This window comes from Siphonobacter sp. SORGH_AS_0500 (assembly GCF_002838835.1).
Classification (GTDB): domain Bacteria; phylum Bacteroidota; class Bacteroidia; order Cytophagales; family Spirosomataceae; genus Siphonobacter.
Map to the genome: position 1 here is coordinate 1 of NZ_NHPP01000003.1, position 16,407 is coordinate 16,407.

Sequence of the window (16,407 nt, forward strand, 5' to 3'; positions counted from 1 at the left end):
GCTAATCACCCGAAGGCTAGATTTGAAATAAAAATGAAGTGGGTGATGAGGGATTCGAACCCCCGACCCTCTGCTTGTAAGGCAGATGCTCTGAACCAGCTGAGCTAATCACCCTTCTTTTTATTTCTGTTTTCCCGTCGTTTGGGGTTGCAAACTTACGTAATGAAATGAGCCTTTCGCAAGTATTCCCTGAAAAAAGTTTAAAATAATTTTTATTGATCTGATAATCAGTATTTAATTTTTTAAAAAAGTTACGGCAGTAAAAATTAATGGATTTGTTTCTGCAGAGACGACGATTTATTACGTCTGGGTAGAATCAATCTGTTACCTTCTTTTTAGTCCTCTTCGTAGTCAGAAGCGATAAAATCACGTCAACAAGACTACTCTTCCACGATGGTATATTTCAACTTTGCCTGGGCCAGACTCATGGCATTGAAGTGCCACCATTCGCTGGTGATGCCCATGAAGCCGCCCGCCTGCATGGCATCCCGTAAGATCTGTCGGTTTTTAACATGCTCTTTTGTGATTTTTCCCTGCCGAAGCATTTCATCCTCCTTACGGGGGTAAGCTTCATTACCAAAAAAATCAAAAGGAGTACCCATGTCCAAGGCTTTACCGTCGGCAGTGGCCACGGTTAAGTCAACGGCACAGCCGTAGTTATGAATAGAACCGCGAGTAGGGTGAGCCACGTAATTCGTACGGTATTTGGGAGCATATTGTGGTAAAGCTTCCCAAAGCTTCCACTGTACTTTCCGCGAACGAACACCGTCGTACACCAGCAAACGATAATTCGGATGATTTTTTCGGAGGTGCTCCTGAGCTTTTTTTAGTTTCTGGGCCACGTCGGGTTGTAGGTAACAGCGAGTAATGCAGCCGTACACATCTTTCTTGACAAAGTTATCTGTGGTCGAATATTTTAAATCGACCAATAAACTAGGGTCAACTTTTTGAATATCAACCAATCCGGCTTTTTCCAGATTTGCCTCGTCCGGGCAGGGAGCGGTGGTAAGCTTGGCAGGATTCGTGAGTAATAAAGTCAGCGAAAACAGAAGAAACTTCATGGAAATTTGAATTAAATCAGAATGATACACATAATACGGCCAGGAGGAGCTTTTGTTTTTCTTTTCCTGGAAAACTGGTTTTTAAGGCTTTTCAGCGAAATTCAGGCTTCCGAAAGCATATCGACTTTTATTAGTGTTTCCCCATGGCTCTTAATTACCTCTGGATTGGCTTCTTCATTGTTGCGTTTGTCGTAGCCCTTTTTAAGCTCATTCTCTTTGGAGACACTGAAATTTTCAAACTCCTCGTTGATGGCATGTTCGATTCAGCCGAGGTCGCGGTAATGAAAATTGCCTTGCCTCTGGCGGGTGTAATGACCTTTTTTCTGGGCATTTTGAAAGTTGGAGAGGATGCAGGAGCCATTGGTTTTCTGGCTCGGCGGATTGGTCCTTTCTTCAATCGACTTTTTCCCGAAGTACCGAAAGACCATCCGGCTCACGGGCAGATGATCATGAATTTTTCGGCGAATATGCTGGGTTTGGATAACGCAGCGACACCTTTTGGGCTGAAAGCCATGCAGAGCTTGCAGGAACTGAACCCGAACAAAGAAGTAGCTACCAACGCCCAGATTATGTTCATGACCCTGCACTCGGCGGGGCCGGTATTAATTCCTTTGGGAGTAATGGCTCAGCGGGCGGTGTACGGAGCTACAGATCCTTCCGACGTATTTATTCCCTGCCTGATTGCCACCTATGTAGCCACGCTCGTAGGGTTACTCTTCGTCGCTTTTCGTCAGAAAATTAACCTTTTAGATCGGGTAATATTGACTTGGTTGGGTGGCTTGACGCTCGCTATTGTAGCCTTGTTAGCTTACCTGAATACTCTTTCAAAAGAAGGGATTGAAACTTTCTCTAAAGTATTCAGTAACCTGATTCTTTTTGGTTTTGTACTGTCTTTTTTGATCGCTGCTTTTCGAAAAAAGATAGATGTATTTTCTAGTTTTATCGAGGGAGCCAAGGGTGGTTTTGAAACGTCTGTTCGAGTGATTCCCTATCTGGTTGGAATGCTGGTTGCCATTAGCGTACTGCGAAACTCAGGAGCTTTGGGGTATGTGGTAGAAGGGTTTCGCTGGGCTTTTAGTTACTTACCCATCCGAACGGAATGGGTGGATGCATTGCCCACCGCCCTGATGCACCCTTTAAGCGGAAGTGGCTCACGGGCCATGATGATTGATACGATGAAAACCTTCGGGGCCGATTCTTTTGTAGGGCGGTTAGCCTGTATTTTTCAGGGTTCAGCCGATACTATTCTTTATGTAATCGCTCTGTATTTTGGCTCGGTAAACGTCAAGCAAACGCGTTATACGTTATGGGCAGGTTTATTAGCCGACTTCGCCGGAATTGTTGCAGCTATTGCAGTAGGATACTTGTTCTTTGCATAAGAGTTTGGAGCGGCCGCCGCTGCGGTTTTGAGTTTTGAGTTTTGAGTTTTGAGTTTTGAGTTTTGAGTTTTGGAAGTGAAAACCCGTAAAGGTAGGGAAGTTGTTTAGAAATGGGAGGTATAACCCCGGAGGGGTTCAACATAGATAGCCCCGGATGACAATCCGGGGTAAACGTTGGATGGGCCCATACGCCAATCTCCTGCCCTTGGTTGGTGTCCTCACCAACCAAGGCGGATGATTGCCCATCCGAAAAATCATAGCAATCAAGCATTTCAAGTAGAGACGCGACTTCATCGCGTTTGGGTAAGAGGCGGTTTTACTAGTCAATTATTCCCGCCCTGGTTGGTGAGGAAACCAACCAGGGCGGGAATAATTGTCAATTCGAGAAAGCATACAATCAAGTAAGTAGAGATATGACTTCATCGCGTCTCTACAGAAACAATGGGTACAAATCGGCATACCTAATACGTCAAGAACAAGCATAGCCGCGAGATTATCCCGCGGCTATGCTTGTTCTTGAAGCAATAACCCTTAAATAACTAAAAGTCTCCTTCTTCGTCCAGGCGTTCGAGAATGTCCATCATTTCGCCAAATTCCTTAAAGCCGGGGCGGGTTTCTTCACCACCTGCGAGGGCAATACCTTTTACCGGAATCTGATCAATTACCTCCAGTACATTCATTTCGTTAATACCGAAAGCCAGTAGCGTTGGGTATTTATAGGCAAACTGATCCAGGTAACCCAGCGTGGGTGGGTCAATGTGTGCAAAGGGATCGGAGTGGTCAATGAGGTAATAATCGGCTCCGCTTAATTCGGTGGGCAAGCCTTCGGCCAAATCCAGTTTCAGAATAATGGGTAAGCCTAATTCTTTTACTTCTTCCACTAATTCTACGTGGCTGATTTGTAGCACATCGGGTTTATACTCCGCAACCAAAGCCTTAATCTGATCCAGATGGGGAGCATCGGTTTCTCCCACAATAGAAACCCCGGCCAGCCAGCCTCTGATTTCGTTGAAGCGATCCAATGCGATGGTATCCATCGAAAAACCCAGCCACTCAACGCCCATACCGGCACAGTAACGAGCGTCGGAAAGGTTAGTAATATTTGAAATTTTAACGAGCGTACGTAAAGTCATAGAAACAAAGAAGCCTTATAGAAACTCCATTTTTTTGACAAAACTAGAAGATTTCCAGGAATCTGTCTTTACTCATTTCGGGTTAATGGACATAAAACAAAACTGCCAGCTATCCACCGGCAGTAAGAACTTCCTATCAACAGCCTTATTCAATCTTTTCTCCTTCAAACTCCTGGCCTTGTACCTGCATTCGGTATTTAATGACTTTATGGTCAGCGTCTCGAATGAAAATAATGATCGCATGATAACCCGGTACATTAAACGTATCAGCTTTCGTGTCGGCTACTAACTGGCCTTTCCCCTGTCCGGTAGCTTCGCCCATCAGTTTATCGTCTTCGACACTAACAATCAAGTTTTCAAAAACGCCCTCAATGCCTTTGTATTTACCTACGTAGTCTTTCCAAACAAGGCTGTCCGCTTGAGCAATGGCTGCTGGGTTTGGGGGAGTGATGGCATAAGCCTGCATTCCACAGATCAGAAGGAATAGGATAAAAACAAATTTCATGGTTGTATGAATTGCATTAAAGATCCAAAGCTATTGAACCGAAGTAATACTTACATGAAAGATTTGAAAAGAGATTGTTAAGGAACTTCCTAGTGCTTTTTGGCATGAGGAATGATTTGCCAGCCGGGCGTATTATCGGCGTGGCGGTGTACAATTTCAGCCGCTACATCTTCCAAAATTTCGGCGTTAGAGGTAAAATACAGACTTGGATGCGTCTGATCAGGGAAAGAAATTTCGAAATACTCGTTGTGAAAAGCCTCTTCTTTGGGGTCTACCAGTTGATAATCCATGGCTTAAAAAATTTAGTGTGACAGGCAGTCCATCACACTAAATTCATGCCAGCTTAACCCTCCAGTGTAATGCGGGAGCGTTCACAAACGCCTCCCACGGGTGGATTATATTTAGACACGGAAACCTTAATTTTTTCCACGCGAGGATAATGATCACGGATTCCCTGAATAATCTGATAAGCGATGTGTTCCAGTAACTTATGTGATTTTCGCATCAATTCTGCCACAATCTGATAAACGTCTGAATAATTAACTGTTTCGCTGAGTTTATCCGTAATGGCAGCTTGCTCAAAGTCAACGGTAATGATTACGTCGATAGAGTAGCGATTTCCAATTTTTTGTTCTTCCTCGTAAAAACCGTGGTAGGAAAAAAATTCCAGACCTTCTAAGGCAATTGTTCCCATGAAAAAAAGAGGAGCCTGAAAGCTCCCGATGATTTAGATCTTATCGAAGAAAGAACCTTCTTCTTTATTGACAGGTTCCGTCTGAACGGGTTGTTCGGGTTCTTCTACCTGAGCCTGCTCCGCAGCTATTACCTCGGCTACTGGCGTGGGTGGGGTTACTTCTTCCTGTATCTCAACCGGAGGTTCGGGCTCATCCGTTCCTACGTTTTCGGGTAGAGCCGCAGTGGTTGAGATGCCAGCTAATACTTCCTGAAGCTCAGCCGCTTTTTGCTCAAAAGGAATGGGTTGCGATTTTTCTTCGTATCGCTGAAGCCGTTCCAACGTTTCTGTGGCGTATCCTTTTAACTGAGAAATGAGTGTATCGCGGTATTTATCCATGGCCTTGATGTCCCGTTCGAGGCCTTTGAGTTCGTTTTCTGCTTCTTCAATGATGTAACGGGCCTTATTCTCCGCATTCATTCGCAGCATGTTGGCTTCTTTGCGAGCTTTCGAAAGAACGTCTTCCGCCTGTTGATTCGCTTCTACTACTTTTTTACTGGATTCCTCCTGAGCCTTGACTGCCATCTCCTGACTTGTCATCTGAGCAGTTTGCAGGGTTTTATAGAGGGTATTTTCCAGAGCTTTTAATTTGCTGAAATCATTTTCTGTACGTTCAATACGTTCATGAAGCAGGCGGTTTTCATCTAATAATCGCTCCCATTCCTGCGAAATGGTGGATAAAAAAGCATCGACGGCATCCTTATCATAACCCCGGAAAACGCGTTCAAAAGACTGCTTACGAATATCAAGTGGTGTAATTTTCATTGTCGTATTGGGCTGAAACTTGATTCAAACCAAAAATTAGCTCCTCGGTCTCGATCTCGTTTGTGAAGGTTTCTAGTATTCAAAATTATCCAATAGAATTACATTTCAACGGGAAAGACCAGCTTATTTCCAAAAAACCGAAATTTAAACCTGCTCGATAACCTTCCAGATCGAAATCAGTCGGTCGTCAGAAACGGAAATCAATCCCGATTGCAGTGGTAACCATAGCACTTTATTAATGGAGGTGCGATGACCCGCAAAACGGGCCCAGTCCAGCACTTTTAGTAAACGCAGCGTCTGAGCATCCCAGATCTTGAGCGTTTTGTCCATGCTGGCGGTTATAATTTTCTGATAGTCAGGACTAAATGTAATGTGGTTAATTGCGAACATGTGGGCCACTACGTCCTGTTGTATTTGGTAAGGATCACCCACCTTCCAGCTTTTCAGGTGGGCATCACGGCCACCGGAAACTAAAAAGCGGCCATTGGGTGAATAACGAACGGAAAATACAGAATGTGTATGAGCCGCAATAATAAATTTTAAAGTTAGGGTATCGAGATCAAAAATTTTGATGGTACAATCGCTGTAACCGACGGCGAATTCCCGGCTGTGTGGGTTTACGTCCAGGCTTCGGGCCGAGGCCTCACTGGCTTTTAAGTGCTTGCGAATCTGGAAACTAGCCCGATCAAGAACGGTAACGGTTCCGTCGCCCTGAGCCACCAGAGCGAGGTCTTCAAAAAGCTTTATATCAAAAATCTGAGAAGACGTCAGTTGAATGGAATCTTGCTGCTGTAGTGTTATAGGGTTAATGCGATGAATGCCATCAAAATTCTGACCTACCCAAAGTAAATCCGTCGATTCGTCATAAGCAAGGGCGTAAACCGAAGCCGGAATGCGGGCGATGAGTTCGCCAAGATCGGGTTTAGTCAGATCCCAGCGAATGACTAAGCCATCACTACCAGAGGAATAGAACTGCTGCGGTTCTTTGGCCGGACTAAGGGCATAAATAGCGTCCCGGTGCCCGGCGAATGTATCTATCTTTTCAATTTGTAAAGCCATAACTCGTTGTATGATTCATCTGGATGAAGGAGTTACCAAGGGTCTGGCCGCTCCTGAACAGAGCAGAACTTAGGCCTAAAGGGGAAGATTTTTTACTGAAAATTAGAAACCTGAGCGGCTCTTTTCCTAAAACTTCTAACCTGAAATGCCCTACAGCGTTCGATGAATCCATATTTTTGTCCAAATTTAAGCAGAATCGGATGCCATTGGTTTGGATGCGGCCTTTTGATGGGCAAGGGCAGGTTGCTCTTTGGGAAATTACGGAAGAATTAGAGGAACTACAACACTTATTTCGGGGAAGCCCGGCAGATATAGCTACGTTTCAGGAAATTAATCACCCTCAAAAGCAACGTGAATTTCTGGCCAGTCGGATTCTTATTCAAACCCTGGTCGAATCCGTCGGCGAAACGTATCATGGGATTCGGAAGGACATTTATGATAAGCCTTTCCTGCATAATACCAACAGCCATTTTTCATTATCTCACTCACTGCGATTTGCGGCGGTGATTTGGCATCCTGTCGAGAGAGTAGGGATTGATATTGAGCCTATTAGTGAAAAATTAGCGGTCGTTTCCCATAAATACCTGAGTGAAACGGAACAGGAACATGCTCAGAAAAATCTTCGTAAATTGGGCATTTACTGGACGGGCAAGGAAGCTTTGTATAAGTTATACGGAGAGAAAAAACTGAGTTTTAAAGGAAATATACTCATTGAGCCATTTAGCGAAGAGAGCCTTCATATCACAGGCTGGATTCGCACGGAAACAGAGTCTAAGTCCTATCAACTGGAAGTAATAGCTGTTGAAGACTGCATTCTGACCGTTGTGGCAGAATAGTTGGTTGTTGTTGAGACAAACAATAGTATAAGCAAGATTCAAAGCAAAGGCCAGACTGTCTAAGTCTGGCCTTTGCTTTGAATGCATAACGAACCACTAATTCAGATCATACGTATCATCGTTTTCAGAAAGCATTTTAATAAGCTGATTCATTTCCTGGGCTCGTTCGTCATCGCCAGTTTTTTCAAAAGCCAGCGTCAGGTTCCGTAATACCCGTTTCACGATGTCTGTATTGGTGCAGGGATCGTAAAAAATGGGGTTAGGAGCCAGGTTAAGCTGGGCCAGGTAATTGTCAATATCTTTTCGCCGAAAAATCAATCCTTTGTTAAAAACATTGATGTAAAACTGAGTATCGTCGTCAACCTTATAGGTGAGTACGAATAAATTCGGAAGGTTAACCCCGTGTAAAGGCATTCCGAGTCGCGACCTACCAGCATATACAAAACGCAGAGACTGATGGGGTTACCTTTGTGCGTTTCCAGCACGATATTCAGCATGGAATTGGCCGCCGAATGAAAATTCTTGGTATTAGCTCCAAACTTCAGCTTTTTGAAGAAGACATAATTCAGCGTATCAATCTGGGCTGCGGAGTGCATGCCCTGCCGAAATTCCAGCCAAGCGTCGTAATAAATCTGATCTACCTCCTGCTGTAATTTCGTCAGCGATAAGTCCGGGTATTGATAGGTAGCAATGAGCCAGAGGCCTTCGAGTAAGTCGGTGCCACCATTATTTCTCCAGACTCGCAGCCGTTCTGTAAGGGTGCGAAATTGCAGATCGTGAATTAAATCCTCGATACGTTTCTGAACATTAGGGTTAAAACCGGAGTTTTCCCAATGGTCTTCCAGAAAAGGAATGATCGAATCCCCCAGGGACCGAATTTTCTGTTCGACTAATGAAGAAACTTCCCGATCATCGTCCTCTAGTAAAGAAACCAAAGCTTTTAGTTCGCGATTATCCATAGCGAAATTGATGATTACGTATTCAACTTACAATTTATTAGGCCAAATGCCAAAGGCTTTAACATAGTTTTTCGCAAAAGCATTCCCGGCATTCTAGGCTTAGCTTAAGACAAGAAAAGTATGTCGATAAGAAAAGAAGAAAAAAAATAGTGTTTAATGGGTCATCTTTTACGAAATCATCATCTAAATCATTAGTTTGGTCATAGGTATTTTGCCTATTTTTGGAGTCAATATAAAAAGCGTTCAAGCCTTTTCTTATGAACATTCTAGTTACCGGCGGAGCCGGATTTATTGGTTCACACACTGTCGTAGAATTAATAGCAGCTGGTTTTGAACCCATCATTTTGGATGATTTTTCCAACTCAGAACCTAAAGTTCTGGATCGATTAGAAACCATCTTAGGTCGAAAAGTAAAGAGTTACTCAGCCAACTGCAATGATTCGGCTCTGTTAACTAAGATTTTCAAAGAAGAAAACATTCAGGGGGTGATTCATTTTGCGGCCAGCAAGGCTGTAGGTGAATCCGTTGAAAAACCGTTGCTCTATTACCGAAACAACATTTCAGCTCTGGTAACTTTATTGGAAGCGATGACCGCTAATGGCGTGTCTAATCTCGTTTTCTCTTCTTCCTGCACCGTATACGGCCAGCCCGACTCCATTCCCGTAACTGAAGAAACGCCCGTACTACCCGCGGCTTCGCCTTATGGCAATACCAAACAGGTAGGTGAGGAGATCATTCGGGATACGGTAGCTGCCAAGCCTGGTTTAAAAGCATTAGCCCTGCGTTACTTTAATCCTGTTGGAGCTCACGAATCAGCCCTGATCGGAGAATTACCCATTGGAGTTCCTGCAAACCTGGTTCCTTTCGTAACTCAGACGGCGATTGGTATCCGTTCAAAACTGATGGTCTTCGGTAATGATTATGGCACGCCTGACGGAACCTGCATCCGCGATTTCATCCACGTAGTTGATTTAGCGAAAGCTCACGTGAAGGCCCTGGAATTGCTAGTGAAACAAGAAGACGCGAACTATTACGAATACTTCAACATCGGAACGGGTAAAGGAACCAGCGTGAAGGAGTTGATTGATACGTTTGAAGAGGTAACGGGCGTGAAAGTAAATTATGAATTTGCTCCTCGTCGGGCAGGTGACATTATGGAGATTTACGCTGAAGTAAGCAAGTCAAGAGACGTATTAGGATGGCAGGCCGAGAAAACGCTGGCGGAAGCTCTGGCGGATGCCTGGCGTTGGCAGGAACAGTTAGCAAAATAGAGTCGTTCAAGGGTCAGCCTGTTCTAAAATATTTCCTTATTAATTTATGAAAAAGCTATTAATCACGGGCGGAGCGGGCTTCATTGGTTCGCATGTGGTCCGCCGGTTTGTGACCGAGTACAAAGACGTGTATCAGGTGTATAACCTGGATGCCTTAACCTACGCCGGTAACCTGGCTAACTTAAAAGACATCGAAAACGAGCCCAACTATCATTTCGTCAAGGCTGACCTTCGCGAGGCGGATGTGTTGGACGCTCTGTTTGCTGAGCATGACTTCTACGGCGTGATTCACCTGGCCGCTGAAAGTCACGTGGACCGCTCGATTTCGGATCCCATGGCTTTCGTGCTTACCAACGTGGTGGGCACAGTCAATCTGTTGAACGCGGCTAAAAAGGCTTGGAAAGACGACTACTCCCGTCACCTGTTCTACCACGTCTCGACGGATGAAGTCTACGGTGAACTGCACAATCCCGATGAGTTCTTTTTAGAAACCACCCCTTACGATCCCCGTTCCCCTTATTCAGCTTCGAAAGCTTCTTCGGATCACTTCGTTCGGGCCTATGGCAATACCTACGGCATCCCTTTTGTGCTGACCAACTGCTCGAATAACTACGGACCCAATCACTTCCCCGAGAAGCTGATTCCGCTAATGATTCATAATATCCTTAACCACAAGCCCCTGCCCGTCTACGGCAAAGGTGAAAACGTGCGGGACTGGCTGTTTGTGAAAGATCACGCTCGAGCCATTGATGTGGTTTTCCACCAGGGCAAGCAAGGGGAAACCTACAACATTGGCGGCTTTAACGAGTGGAAAAACATTGATTTAGTGCACCTGCTGTGCGAAATCATGGATGATAAACTGGGCCGTCAGGCGGGTACTTCCAAAGGCCTCATTACTTACGTTACCGACCGGGCGGGGCACGATCTGCGTTATGCCATTGATGCTCACAAAATCATGAACGAACTGGGTTGGCAGCCCTCGGTTACCTTCGAAGAGGGACTCACTCAGACTGTAGAGTGGTATCTGGAGAACACCCAGTGGCTGGAAGAAGTGACTTCGGGTAGCTATCAGAACTACTACGAAAGCATGTACGCACAACGTTAATTTTGAAGAAGAGAAGGAATGAATGAGTGAATCTATGCGGTGAATTTATAGTACGTTCGCTGAGTTGATTACTTCGTTTCCCAGGAAAGAAGGGCCTCTTGCTTCAACCATTCACTCCTTCTCTCATTCAGACATTCAAAACTGAACACATGAAAGGAATTATACTAGCCGGGGGTTCCGGTACCCGTTTGCATCCCTTGACGCTGGCCGTATCCAAGCAATTGATGCCCGTCTACGACAAGCCGATGATTTATTATCCACTGTCGATTTTGATGCTGGCGGGCATTAAAGAGATTTTGATTATCTCGACGCCCCACGATCTGCCGCACTTTGAGAAATTGCTGGGCGATGGGAGCCGTCTGGGTTGCCAGTTCACCTACGCCGTACAGCCTAGCCCGGATGGACTGGCTCAGGCCTTCATCATTGGGGAGGAGTTTATCGGTCAGGATAAAGTAGCTCTGATCTTGGGCGATAACATTTTCTACGGCTCGGGCCTGTCGAAACTCTTGCAGGCCAATAACGATCCCGAGGGCGGGGTGGTGTATGCCTATCAGGTACACGATCCTGAGCGGTACGGGGTGGTGGAGTTTGATGAGGAATTTAATGTGCTCAGCATCGAAGAGAAACCCGAACAGCCTAAGTCCAATTATGCCGTTCCGGGCTTATACTTCTACGACAATGAAGTCGTGGAGATTGCCAAAGCCATCGAGCCAAGTCCTCGGGGTGAGCTGGAGATTACCGACATCAACCGGGTGTATCTGGAGAAAGGCAAGCTGAAAGTAGGCGTACTGGACCGGGGCACGGCCTGGCTGGATACGGGTACGTTTGCTTCGCTGATGCAGGCGGGGCAATTTGTGGAGGTGATTGAAGAGCGGCAGGGCCTCAAGATCGGGTGTATCGAAGAGGTGGCTTACCGCATGGGCTTCATTGACAAAGCCAAGCTGGAAGAAATTGCCAAGCCCCTGGTTAAAAGTGGCTATGGCAAGTATCTGCTCAACTTGCTTAAGTAAGCAAACCTTTTGTAGCTTCGTAGCCTACCGCGAGGTAGGCTTTTTTTGTTTTGTACATGCCCGATTTAAAGCCACATATTGATCTTTTCGCGATCCTGATTCTGCTTGGCATTATACAGGGTGGTTTTCTAGTGTATTTTTTCCTCACTCATAGCAAAGGCAAGCAGTTTCCGAATCGTTTTCTGGGCATTGCGTTGCTTTCCATGATTGTATTAATGAGTGATGTATGGCTAGGGTATACCAATTACATGGTTCAGGTATTAGGTCTGGTGGATTCCACCGAACCTGTTAATCTGGTCATTTTTCCCTGTTTGTATTTGTACTTTCGGACGAGCTTACGTAAAACCTGGCCCTGGAAAGAAGCCTGGCATTTTTTACCCGCCGCTTTATACCTGATTTACATGGTAGCGATGTGGTATCCACAGCCTTTGAGTCTCAAATATGAAGCTTTTCTAGACGCTTTTCACCCGGAAGTACCACAACCACCCTTCGAATGCTACGGCGAACGCTGGATGTTCTGGCCCAAGTGGCATATCAATGATTTTACCGGAATCAGCATGGTGATTTATCTTTTTCTGGGTTGGAAAGAAATAAGTCAGGCTTTTAAACGAAGTCAGCTTTCGCTCTGGTCTAGTCAGCAGTCGGAACTACTCTGGTATAGAAATCTGATGGTTCACCTGACGCTGATTGTAATCATTTACTTGGTGACCCGGGCCACCTTTGAAAGCGACTTGGGCGATCATTTGGTAGTAGCTCACATGGCCTTCGTAATTTATGCCACCAGTTTTACCATTATCCGACAGTCGGGATTTTTCAAAGTAGAAAGACCTGAACCTCCTAAATACGAACGGTCTTCTTTAACGCCCGAGTTGCAGCGACGAACGCTTGAAAAGTTACAAACGTTGATTAGTACTGAAAAGCCTTATCTGGACTCAGCCTGTTCTTTACCCAAACTGGCTCAGCAGCTCGGCGTTTCTACGCATCACCTTTCTCAAGTACTCAACGACGCCATGGGATTGAGTTTCTTCGAATGGTTAGCAAAGCATCGAATTCAGGAAGCTAAGGAGTTATTACGTTCGTCGCAATATAACCATCTGAAAATTGAAGAAATTGCCGAGAGCGTAGGATATAACTCAAAGTCAGCATTTAACGGAGCATTTAAGCGGGAAACGGGGCAGACTCCCGCCGTTTTTCGAAGTTCGTCCCTATCGGCGGGTACATCTTCCTGATCTGTACATTCGCCTGACGGCCCTGATTCACAAGACTTTTGGGTATTCAAATCAAAATACCCATGAAATCTATTCGTCGTTACGATCTCGACTGGCTCCGCGTCCTTGCCTTTCTTTTACTCATCTTTTTCCATACGGGCATGTTCTTCAACTATTGGGGATGGCACGTAAAAAACAATGTTCAAACCCATTGGGTTGAGTACCCGATGATGTTTACCAGTGCCTGGCGAATGGCTTTGCTCTTCATGATTTCTGGAATGGGCGTATACTGGGCATTAGGGCAACGCTCGGCGGGATCTTTTCTGGGCGAACGTACCAAACGCATTTTCATTCCGCTGGTTTTTGGTATGTTCTTCATTATTCCGCCTCAAATTTTCTTCGAAAGAATCAGTAATGGGGCCACGTATTCCTTTCTGGAATTTTATCCGTCAACCTTCGAATTCCTGCCGTACCCTAAGGGTAATTTCAGTTGGCATCACCTCTGGTATCTGGCCTATCTGTTCTGTTATTCGGTAATCGGATTACCTATTTTATTACTATTGCGAAAGCCTGGAGGGCAACAACTCACGGCTCGATTAGCTCAGGTTTTCTCGAATCCTTTGTGGTTGTTGCTAATACCCACTGTTTGGCACTGGCTTGCTGATTTTTGGTGGGACGAACGCTTTCCAACCACCAATAACCTGGTTCGCGACTGGCGACAACACTGGCATTACTTCAGCCTTTTTCTAACGGGTTATGTCTTTTGCACCCAACAACAATTCTGGGATACGTTGGCCCGTTACCGCTTTTTAACGCTCGGCTTAGTATGCGTTTGCACCACTATTCTTTATACATTTTTCTGGATTGATTCGATACCTAAGGAAGGAGCTGCCTGGGCGGGTTATGAATTCTTTAGAACTTTCAACGCCTGGGCTTGTTTGTTGGCCATCTTCGGTAACGGATATCGTTACCTTCGTTTCAATAATCGATTTTTAGCTTACGCTAATGAGGCGGTTTATCCATTTTATATCCTTCACCAAACGATTACGGTTTCCGCAGGATACTATCTGGCTCCTTTGCCTATGGCCTGGCCTTTGAAATTTCTACTACTGGTCGGAATTACTTTCGGAGGATGCTGGCTATTGTATGAATTAATCATCCGGCGTTTTCAACTGACTCGTTTACTGTTTGGGATGAAAACTCACATTCGGCAGTAAATGGATAAGAAACCAATCATTCAGACATAAAAAAAGAGAAGCTCTATTGAGCTCCTCTTCCGGTTAATCGGGGAAAGGAAATATCTAACTAGCAGATTCTTCCGGCACCAGATTATTATCTTTCTGGAACTGAGCAGTTCGTTGCTCAAATTCCGTATGAATGGCCGTTACTGAGTCCAGGCAGTCTGACAACTTGGTGAATAAATCCGATACACCGTTTTCCAGTTGTTTATCGTTCAACTCAATGTTCTCCACTTCGATCTGACCAATTTTTTTGAGGACAGCAGTTTGGCTGTTTTGCAGATCGCCTAATTCACGAACTATTTTTTCCATTAACTCAAACTTTGCTAACTTATCCATAATATCTAGTTCTATTTAGTTATGCTTATAGTAGGTAAAATCAGCGTGCCATTTTATAAGCATATGAATTAAAATATTGATAAACAGTTACTTATATAGAGATGCCGAGATTCTGGCAAGTTGGGAATAATGTAGAGAATTGACCTCTAGTGAGGTAATACTACCTAGATATAGACAAAAGAAAAAGCTGGATTAGTTACCTAGTGAAGATCGGAAAGAATTTCACTCACGATTACTCGCATGCAGTCGCTTGGCTCTGCCGAGTGACCACATAACTATAGGCCTCTGGCCGTCTTAGGGAGAAGATCATGAAGGAAAGAAAGCTTACTCAATTCAATACCTTACATGGAACCGTTGGCCTAGTCATCTATTAAGTTACTTGACAGAGCCGAATGACTATAAAAAGAAAAAGCCGGGTAATTGACCCGGCTTTCGTGGTTATTCATCCGCATTAGTAGTACGCAGACTGTCTTTCGTTCGTTTGGCTTGTTGAGCCTCTGCGGAAGAAGTCATCGGTACGCCCGTCTTGTAATTTCGGGGCGATTGGCTGCGATCCGTCGTGGCATATCCGGTAACAGGTGGTGCTGGAGTATTCAGCTTTCCTAACGTTGAATAAGGCCGTTGAGCTTTGTAATTACCAGTAGACTGTAAGCCAAGGGTTTCTCTAACAGAGCCATCTCTTTGCAAAGTGGCAGAAGTCTGTTCCTGTTGGCGAGCTACTGCTGCTTTATTCGCGTGTTTATAGTTACCTGTGGAATATCCGTGATCTAATTTAGGTTTGTCCTGTGCTCCGGCAACTCCAACCAACGCGGCCAGAATTGCGGTAATCATATAGCGTTTCATGACTTTATATATCTAGTAATGTATACTGAACTAAAAAAAGACTATTCCCTGACTGACTGAAAGTCTTTATACAAATATATATAAATAATTTGGAATAATTAGATTAATTCTGATAAAACATTGTATTATATGTAGAATAATAAGGTTTTAAAGTGAAGAAACTTCTATAAAATTTTGTTTTAATGCTATAGTACACGTTTAATTTTGGACCTTTTTTGTCTGAAATGTTATTTTTTTAATAAAAACAAGTTTAAAAATGGTCATTTTTATTTTTTGAAAAATTTTAACCTCGTTTTTAAGTTTCAGGTTTGCAATGTCTTCCACAAGGCTGTTTCTAAATATGCTCAGAGGGAATTTTATGAGCTTACTTTAGGTTAATTTCCAGGAAGCCCGGACTATTTTCAGTCCTGTCGGCTGAAATAATTAACTTCGCATTCTTAACTAACTAAGTATACACGCAATGGTAAAAGCTGAAATGCTAACCGACAAGGGCACAATGGTGATTGAGCTCTTCGAAAAAGAGACGCCTATTACGGTTAAAAACTTTATTGATTTATCAGAAAAGGGATTTTATAATGGAGTGAAGTTCCACCGGGTGATTCCTAATTTCATGATTCAGGGTGGCGATCCAACCGGAACGGGTGCAGGTGGCCCTGGCTACTCAATTCCCTGCGAAACGAAAGCCGAGCGTCAGCGTCACGATCGTGGTGTACTGTCTATGGCTCACCGCGGACCTAACACGGGTGGTAGCCAGTTCTTTATCTGCCACAACCGTTCGAACACCGCTCACCTGGATGGCGTGCACACGGCATTTGGTCAGGTTATTGAAGGGCTGGATATTGTGGATGATATCCGTCAGGGTGACGTTATCCAGTCAATTAAAATTATTCGCGAAGAAGCATAAGTAACTTGGCGATCTGAAAGAAAAGGCCGAACTGCTACGAGCAATTCGGCCTTTTCTGT

17 protein-coding genes, 1 tRNA gene and 1 pseudogene are annotated in these 16,407 nt (G+C 44.6%); 8 read left to right on the forward strand and 11 right to left on the reverse strand.

Annotated features, from left to right (window positions below):
• Positions 1–39: 39 nt before the first annotated feature.
• Positions 40–114, reverse strand: a tRNA-Val gene (locus BWI96_RS03745).
• Between the two features lie 266 nt (positions 115–380).
• Positions 381–1,061 carry a M15 family metallopeptidase gene (locus BWI96_RS03750; RefSeq protein WP_106635655.1) on the reverse strand — a complete coding sequence of 227 codons (681 nt, stop codon included), beginning with the start codon at positions 1,059–1,061 and terminating at the stop codon, positions 381–383.
• 143 nt (positions 1,062–1,204) lie between these two features.
• On the opposite strand from BWI96_RS03750, the gene BWI96_RS03755 reads away from it, so the two are divergent.
• Positions 1,205–2,440, forward strand: coding sequence for a nucleoside recognition domain-containing protein (locus tag BWI96_RS03755; protein ID WP_106635363.1), 1,236 nt, complete (start codon positions 1,205–1,207; stop codon positions 2,438–2,440).
• 539 nt (positions 2,441–2,979) lie between these two features.
• Here the strand turns inward: BWI96_RS03755 and BWI96_RS03760 are convergent.
• The 6 genes from BWI96_RS03760 to BWI96_RS03785 all read right to left on the reverse strand — a co-directional run bounded on the left by BWI96_RS03760 (position 2,980) and on the right by BWI96_RS03785 (position 6,635).
• Positions 2,980–3,573 (reverse strand): N-(5'-phosphoribosyl)anthranilate isomerase, encoded by a 594-nt coding sequence (locus tag BWI96_RS03760; RefSeq protein WP_106635364.1) that lies wholly within the window; start codon positions 3,571–3,573, stop codon positions 2,980–2,982.
• 145 nt (positions 3,574–3,718) lie between these two features.
• Positions 3,719–4,078 (reverse strand): hypothetical protein, encoded by a 360-nt coding sequence (locus BWI96_RS03765; RefSeq protein WP_157830205.1) that lies wholly within the window; start codon positions 4,076–4,078, stop codon positions 3,719–3,721.
• An 89-nt stretch (positions 4,079–4,167) separates the two neighbouring features.
• On the reverse strand, positions 4,168–4,368 hold the full coding sequence (locus BWI96_RS03770; RefSeq protein WP_106635366.1) for a hypothetical protein: 201 nt from the start codon (positions 4,366–4,368) through the stop codon (positions 4,168–4,170).
• Positions 4,369–4,421: 53 nt separating this feature from the next.
• Positions 4,422–4,772, reverse strand: coding sequence for a dihydroneopterin aldolase (gene folB / locus BWI96_RS03775; RefSeq protein WP_106635367.1), 351 nt, complete (start codon positions 4,770–4,772; stop codon positions 4,422–4,424).
• Between the two features lie 33 nt (positions 4,773–4,805).
• A complete protein-coding gene (locus BWI96_RS03780; RefSeq protein WP_106635368.1) occupies positions 4,806–5,576 on the reverse strand; it encodes a DivIVA domain-containing protein in 771 nt (256 codons plus the stop codon).
• A gap of 144 nt (positions 5,577–5,720) precedes the next feature.
• A complete protein-coding gene (locus BWI96_RS03785; RefSeq protein WP_106635369.1) occupies positions 5,721–6,635 on the reverse strand; it encodes a WD40 repeat domain-containing protein in 915 nt (304 codons plus the stop codon).
• Between the two features lie 176 nt (positions 6,636–6,811).
• Between BWI96_RS03785 and BWI96_RS03790 the strand changes: the two genes are divergently transcribed.
• Positions 6,812–7,471, forward strand: coding sequence for a 4'-phosphopantetheinyl transferase superfamily protein (locus BWI96_RS03790; RefSeq protein WP_157830206.1), 660 nt, complete (start codon positions 6,812–6,814; stop codon positions 7,469–7,471).
• A gap of 96 nt (positions 7,472–7,567) precedes the next feature.
• Here the strand turns inward: BWI96_RS03790 and BWI96_RS03795 are convergent.
• Positions 7,568–8,430: pseudogene (locus tag BWI96_RS03795) on the reverse strand (transglutaminase-like domain-containing protein).
• A gap of 257 nt (positions 8,431–8,687) precedes the next feature.
• Between BWI96_RS03795 and galE the strand changes: the two are divergent.
• From galE to BWI96_RS03820, 5 genes are all read left to right on the forward strand, one after another.
• Positions 8,688–9,701 (forward strand): UDP-glucose 4-epimerase GalE, encoded by a 1,014-nt coding sequence (gene galE / locus BWI96_RS03800; protein ID WP_106635371.1) that lies wholly within the window; start codon positions 8,688–8,690, stop codon positions 9,699–9,701.
• Positions 9,702–9,747: 46 nt separating this feature from the next.
• On the forward strand, positions 9,748–10,806 hold the full coding sequence (rfbB, locus tag BWI96_RS03805) for a dTDP-glucose 4,6-dehydratase (RefSeq protein WP_106635372.1): 1,059 nt from the start codon (positions 9,748–9,750) through the stop codon (positions 10,804–10,806).
• Positions 10,807–10,955: 149 nt separating this feature from the next.
• A complete protein-coding gene (rfbA, locus tag BWI96_RS03810) occupies positions 10,956–11,816 on the forward strand; it encodes a glucose-1-phosphate thymidylyltransferase RfbA (RefSeq protein WP_106635373.1) in 861 nt (286 codons plus the stop codon).
• Between the two features lie 56 nt (positions 11,817–11,872).
• Positions 11,873–13,045, forward strand: coding sequence for an AraC family transcriptional regulator (locus BWI96_RS03815; RefSeq protein WP_106635374.1), 1,173 nt, complete (start codon positions 11,873–11,875; stop codon positions 13,043–13,045).
• A 62-nt stretch (positions 13,046–13,107) separates the two neighbouring features.
• Positions 13,108–14,241, forward strand: a complete 1,134-nt coding sequence (locus tag BWI96_RS03820) for an acyltransferase family protein (RefSeq protein WP_106635375.1) — start codon at positions 13,108–13,110, stop codon at positions 14,239–14,241.
• An 84-nt stretch (positions 14,242–14,325) separates the two neighbouring features.
• Here the strand turns inward: BWI96_RS03820 and BWI96_RS03825 are convergent, their stop codons facing one another.
• Positions 14,326–14,601, reverse strand: a complete 276-nt coding sequence (locus BWI96_RS03825; RefSeq protein WP_106635376.1) for a hypothetical protein — start codon at positions 14,599–14,601, stop codon at positions 14,326–14,328.
• Between the two features lie 438 nt (positions 14,602–15,039).
• On the reverse strand, positions 15,040–15,444 hold the full coding sequence (locus BWI96_RS03830) for a hypothetical protein (RefSeq protein ID WP_157830207.1): 405 nt from the start codon (positions 15,442–15,444) through the stop codon (positions 15,040–15,042).
• 460 nt (positions 15,445–15,904) lie between these two features.
• On the opposite strand from BWI96_RS03830, the gene BWI96_RS03835 reads away from it, so the two are divergent.
• Positions 15,905–16,348 carry a peptidylprolyl isomerase gene (locus BWI96_RS03835; protein ID WP_106635378.1) on the forward strand — a complete coding sequence of 148 codons (444 nt, stop codon included), beginning with the start codon at positions 15,905–15,907 and terminating at the stop codon, positions 16,346–16,348.
• The last annotated feature ends 59 nt before the right edge of the window (positions 16,349–16,407 follow it).

Excerpts from the sequence above, each read along its gene's own strand:
- BWI96_RS03750 (WP_106635655.1), bottom strand. The coding sequence starts at position 1,061 with ATGAAGTTTCTTCTGTTTTCGCTGACTTTATTACTCACGAATCCTGCC.
- BWI96_RS03755 (WP_106635363.1), top strand. The coding sequence starts at position 1,205 with ATGGCTCTTAATTACCTCTGGATTGGCTTCTTCATTGTTGCGTTTGTC.
- BWI96_RS03760 (WP_106635364.1), bottom strand. The coding sequence starts at position 3,573 with ATGACTTTACGTACGCTCGTTAAAATTTCAAATATTACTAACCTTTCC.
- BWI96_RS03765 (WP_157830205.1), bottom strand. The coding sequence starts at position 4,078 with ATGAAATTTGTTTTTATCCTATTCCTTCTGATCTGTGGAATGCAGGCT.
- BWI96_RS03770 (WP_106635366.1), bottom strand. The coding sequence starts at position 4,368 with ATGGATTATCAACTGGTAGACCCCAAAGAAGAGGCTTTTCACAACGAG.
- folB (WP_106635367.1), bottom strand. The coding sequence starts at position 4,772 with ATGGGAACAATTGCCTTAGAAGGTCTGGAATTTTTTTCCTACCACGGT.
- BWI96_RS03780 (WP_106635368.1), bottom strand. The coding sequence starts at position 5,576 with ATGAAAATTACACCACTTGATATTCGTAAGCAGTCTTTTGAACGCGTT.
- BWI96_RS03785 (WP_106635369.1), bottom strand. The coding sequence starts at position 6,635 with ATGGCTTTACAAATTGAAAAGATAGATACATTCGCCGGGCACCGGGAC.
- galE (WP_106635371.1), top strand. The coding sequence starts at position 8,688 with ATGAACATTCTAGTTACCGGCGGAGCCGGATTTATTGGTTCACACACT.
- rfbB (WP_106635372.1), top strand. The coding sequence starts at position 9,748 with ATGAAAAAGCTATTAATCACGGGCGGAGCGGGCTTCATTGGTTCGCAT.
- rfbA (WP_106635373.1), top strand. The coding sequence starts at position 10,956 with ATGAAAGGAATTATACTAGCCGGGGGTTCCGGTACCCGTTTGCATCCC.
- BWI96_RS03815 (WP_106635374.1), top strand. The coding sequence starts at position 11,873 with ATGCCCGATTTAAAGCCACATATTGATCTTTTCGCGATCCTGATTCTG.
- BWI96_RS03820 (WP_106635375.1), top strand. The coding sequence starts at position 13,108 with ATGAAATCTATTCGTCGTTACGATCTCGACTGGCTCCGCGTCCTTGCC.
- BWI96_RS03825 (WP_106635376.1), bottom strand. The coding sequence starts at position 14,601 with ATGGATAAGTTAGCAAAGTTTGAGTTAATGGAAAAAATAGTTCGTGAA.
- BWI96_RS03830 (WP_157830207.1), bottom strand. The coding sequence starts at position 15,444 with ATGAAACGCTATATGATTACCGCAATTCTGGCCGCGTTGGTTGGAGTT.
- BWI96_RS03835 (WP_106635378.1), top strand. The coding sequence starts at position 15,905 with ATGGTAAAAGCTGAAATGCTAACCGACAAGGGCACAATGGTGATTGAG.